The 4,158-nt window shown below is 69.4% G+C and carries 4 protein-coding genes; 2 read left to right on the top strand and 2 right to left on the bottom strand.

What is annotated here, in order from left to right; translation table 11 throughout:
• Positions 1 to 17: 17 nt before the first annotated feature.
• Both ACWGH4_RS32280 and ACWGH4_RS32275 read right to left on the bottom strand, forming a co-directional pair.
• A complete protein-coding gene (locus ACWGH4_RS32280; protein ID WP_441264744.1) occupies positions 18 to 377 on the bottom strand; it encodes a hypothetical protein in 360 nt (119 codons plus the stop codon).
• 173 nt (positions 378 to 550) lie between these two features.
• Positions 551 to 1,627 carry an endonuclease/exonuclease/phosphatase family protein gene (locus tag ACWGH4_RS32275; protein ID WP_453467122.1) on the bottom strand — a complete coding sequence of 359 codons (1,077 nt, stop codon included), beginning with the start codon at positions 1,625 to 1,627 and terminating at the stop codon, positions 551 to 553.
• Between the two features lie 214 nt (positions 1,628 to 1,841).
• Here ACWGH4_RS32275 and ACWGH4_RS32270 point away from each other — a divergent pair, with 214 nt between their 5' ends.
• Positions 1,842 to 2,543, top strand: coding sequence for a response regulator transcription factor (locus tag ACWGH4_RS32270; RefSeq protein ID WP_453467120.1), 702 nt, complete (start codon positions 1,842 to 1,844; stop codon positions 2,541 to 2,543).
• On the top strand, positions 2,536 to 3,630 hold the full coding sequence (locus ACWGH4_RS32265; RefSeq protein ID WP_453467118.1) for a sensor histidine kinase: 1,095 nt from the start codon (positions 2,536 to 2,538) through the stop codon (positions 3,628 to 3,630). The genes ACWGH4_RS32270 and ACWGH4_RS32265 overlap by 8 nt, the downstream gene beginning before the upstream one ends.
• Positions 3,631 to 4,158 lie beyond the last annotated feature (528 nt).

Raw genomic sequence — 4,158 nt, 5'->3', positions numbered from 1 at the left:
GTCTCGTAGTGGTGGATTCAGTGGTCGGAGTAGCTGAAGTCGCCGACGGTCCAGGCGCTGACGTCTTCGATCGAGACGCGGTACATACCGCCTGTCTCGGGGATCCCGACCGTGCCCTGGAGGATCCGCGCCACGTGGAAGTGCAGATGGGTGGGCGGGCCCTGCCTGGCGGGGGAGGCGCTGAAGGCGCCGGAGAACGCACGGAGGCTCTCCGAATCCGTCAGGACCTCCGACACCCGCTGCCGCCACATGGCTTCGGGTGCCAGCCGGCCGGTGATGACAGCGCCACCGGTGACCACGGTCAGAGACATGAGATTGCTTTGCCCGGACTCCACCAGGGCGGCCACGTCGACGAGCAGAGCGTCAGGTTTCGACATGACAGGCGAGTTTATTTCACCCGGGCCCTCCGCACGGATGCGGAGTCCGGTTGCGGGGGCCCGGGATTCGGGAGTCGCACCTCAGGCGCGATCGTTCCGCGCAGGAACGGGCTGCCCGGCACCTGGCGGCCGCTCATCAACGGCACCCCCGGGCCGGGGCCGGTTCCTCGTGGTCACCAGCTGATCCGGGCTGCCACCGGCAGGTGGTCGCTGCCGGTGGCCGGCAGCACCCACGAGCTCTGCGGCTCCACGCCGCGGACGAGGATCTGGTCGATCCGCACCACCGGGAAATTCGCCGGCCAGGTGAAGCCGAAGCCGTCCCCGGCCTCGTCCTGTGCCGAGCGCATCTGCGAGGTGATGCCGGCGAACGCGCGGTCGTCCATGGTGCCGTTCAGGTCGCCGAGCAGCACCACCCGCTCGTTCCGCTCGGCGGCGAGGGCCTCGCCGAGCGCGTGTGCGTTGCGGTCCCGGCTGTCCGTCCAGAAGCCCCCTCTGGGCATCAGCCGTACGGATCCCAGGTGGGCGGCGTAGACAGCCAGCGGCCCTTGGTCCGTGGCAACCGTGGTGCGCAGCGCCCGGTTGTAGGCCATCTTGACGTCGGCCGGCTTGGTGTCCGCCAGCGGCCCGTAGTCCATGTGGGTGTCGACCGGCCGCGTGTCCGACAGCGGCAGCTTGCTCCACAGCCCGACCGTGCCCTGCACCGTGTGGTACGGGTACGCCTCCGCCAGCTCCTTCTCGTACGTGCCCCGGGCATGGTGGCTCAGCTCCACCAGGGCGAGCACGTCCGCCCCGGAGGCCGCCAGGTCGCGGGCGGTGCCGACGGGGTCGGGGTTGCCCTCACCGACGTTGTGCTGGGCCACGGTGAGATCGCCGCCCGGGTGGGACTTGTCGCCGAGCAGCCCGCCGAAGAGGTTCAGCCACACCACGGCCGGCAGCAGCAGCGCGACCGCCGCGGAGGCGGAGCGGCGCCACAGCGCCCCGGCCAGCAGCACCGGGACGAACAGGCCGCACCACGGAAGGAAGGTCTCCACCAGGCTGCCGAGGCCCCCGAAGTCCGTGATCTGCGTGTGCAGCAGCATGAACAGGCCGAGCAGCACGGCCAGCGCCGCGAGCACCGGGCCCCGCTTCCAGAGGTCCGGCCCGTAGCCGATGCGGATCACCCGGCGGACGGGCGAGCGCCGGATTCCGGAGCCGGTGTCCCGGCGGCCGGCGATGTCCTGTCCGGTCTCCGCCGTGTCCACCTGCGTCATCGTCCGTCCTCGCTCGCTGCCGGTCACTGCTGCATCCTCGGGTCCTGGGTGGGCTCTGCCCACATGGCGGGCAGGCACGATCGATCGTGCGCCCGATGTCGTCCGCGCGACGGTGGGGAGTGGGTCATACCGCCAGTCAAGGCAACGCGGTGTTGCGGGCGCGTATGCGGTTCCCGATACGCCGACGATATGCGCCGACTTCTAGCATCGGAGCATGCGTGTGCTGATCGTCGAGGACGAGCCCTATATGGCAGAAGCCATCCGTGACTGCCTGCGGCTGGAAGCCATCGCGGCGGACATCGCGGGCGACGGCGACACCGCTCTGGAGCTGCTGAGCGTCAACGCCTACGACATCGCCGTCCTCGACCGGGACATTCCCGGACCTTCCGGTGACGAGATCGCCGAACGCATCGTCGCCTCGGGCAGCGGCATGCCGATCCTCATGCTCACCGCAGCCGACCGCCTCGACGACAAGGCCTCCGGGTTCGAGCTGGGCGCCGACGACTACCTCACGAAGCCTTTCGAACTCCGAGAGCTCACGCTCAGGCTCAGAGCACTCGACCGCAGGCGAGCGCACAACAGGCCGCCCGTGCGGGAGATCGCGGGTCTGCGGCTGGATCCGTTCCGCAGGGAGGTCCACCGGGAGGGCCGCTACGTCGCACTGACCAGGAAGCAGTTCGCCGTGCTCGAAGTTCTCGTCGCCGCCGAAGGCGGTGTCGTCAGCGCCGAAGAACTCCTGGCCCGCGCGTGGGACGAGAACGCGGACCCGTTCACCAACGCCGTGCGCATCACCGTCTCGGCACTGCGGAAGCGGCTCGGCGAGCCCTGGGTCATCGCCACCGTGCCGGGCGTCGGCTACCGGATCGACGCGCCGTCGGAGGCCGGGAGCGGAAGCGTGGGCGGAGACCGTGGATAGAGCGCCCGGGTGGAGCGTTCGCCTCAAACTGACCCTCAGCTACGCCGGATTCCTCATGCTGGCCGGTGTCATGCTGATCGCGGCGGTGTGGGTCTTCCTGCTGAGCAACCTGCCCGACGTGACGAGCAGCATCAGCGGATTGCAGGTCCGTTCGGTCCTCGCGCGCGAGTTCGCGGCGGGGGCAGCCGTGGTCATGGCGTTCCTGCTGGTGTTCGGCCTCCTGGGAGGGTGGCTGCTCGCCGGCCGCATGCTCGCCCCGCTGACCCGCATCACGGACGCCACGCGGCACGTCGCGAACGGGTCGCTCTCCCACCGCATCCGGCTGGAAGGCCGCGACGACGAGTTCCGTGAACTCGCCGACTCCTTCGACGCCATGATCGCGCGGCTCGAAGCGCACGTCGCCGAGCAGCGGAGATTCGCGGCCAACGCCTCCCACGAGCTGCGCACCCCGCTGGCGATCTCGAAGGCGCTTCTCGACGTGGCCCGCACCGATCCGAACCACGACCCCGGCGAGATCATCGACCGCCTCCATGCCGTCAACGCCCGGGCGATCGACCTCACCGAGGCGCTGCTCCTGCTCGGCCGTGCCGAGCAGCGGTCCTTCACCCGGGTCCCCGTCGACCTGTCCCTCCTCGTGGAGGAGGCCGCGGAAACACTCCTCCCGCTCGCCGAGAAGCGTGGCGTCACCTTCGAGACCTCCGGTGACATCGCCCTGGCCGCCGGGTCGCAAGCGCTCCTGCTGCAGATGACGACGAACCTCGTCCACAACGCCGTCGTGCACAATCTGCCCGAGCAGGGGACGGTGCGGGTCGGGACGGGGGTCCGTCCCGGGAGCGTGGTGCTCACGGTCGAGAACACCGGCGAGAGGCTCTCGCCGGAGTTGGTCCCGACGCTTACGGAACCGTTTCGGCGCGGCAGCGAGCGCGTACGCACCGACCACGGGGGTGTCGGCCTCGGCCTGGCCATCGTCAAGAGCATCACCCACGTGCACGACGGCACGCTCACGATCAACCCGCGTCCTTCGGGCGGACTCCGCATCACCGTGGAGCTGCCGGCGGCAGCCCCCGGGACCGACAGGCGCCCCTGAGCAGGGGCGGAGCGTCCTGGCCGGGTCCGTTAGGTGATCTCACGTTACCTCCGTCCCGAGCGCCCAAAAATCTATGCTCGCCGTAGTAGACATTCGCTCCCGGGCTGGTTAGTGTTCCTGTTGTAGCCGAGATCAGAGAGAGCCCGGCAGAGACGAACTGCCGAGCAGCTGTAACACGCAGTACCCGCAGTTCGGTGCGGTGGTGGAGTTCCGGAGCCGGTTTCGCAGGATGGCGACGGGGCTGACCGCCGGACTGGGTGGCCCGCAGTGATCAGGGGCCACCGGAAGCAGTACCAAGTAGCAGGTAAGTCCCAGAGGAAGGAACGGAGGAAGCAGACGCCATCAGGATCGCCCGGGCGAGGAAGACTCCCCGGGTACCGCAAGACCCCGGAACGGAAGGTGGTCCCCGGTCACGCATTCGCGATCCCCGCGCTCCCGTCCCTCTTCGGGGCGATGCCGCGGAAACAGAAGGTCGGCGCAGGACTAGGGCCGACAGATGGTGTTCAATTTCCTTCGGGGCCCTGGTGC

This window comes from Streptomyces sp. NPDC054847, from assembly GCF_053610925.1.
Note: the sequence above shows the minus strand (reverse complement) of the source record. Positions and strands in the feature narration are given on the sequence as shown.

Excerpts from the sequence above, each read along its gene's own strand:
- ACWGH4_RS32270 (WP_453467120.1), top strand. The coding sequence starts at position 1,842 with ATGCGTGTGCTGATCGTCGAGGACGAGCCCTATATGGCAGAAGCCATC.
- ACWGH4_RS32280 (WP_441264744.1), bottom strand. The coding sequence starts at position 377 with ATGTCGAAACCTGACGCTCTGCTCGTCGACGTGGCCGCCCTGGTGGAG.
- ACWGH4_RS32275 (WP_453467122.1), bottom strand. The coding sequence starts at position 1,627 with ATGACGCAGGTGGACACGGCGGAGACCGGACAGGACATCGCCGGCCGC.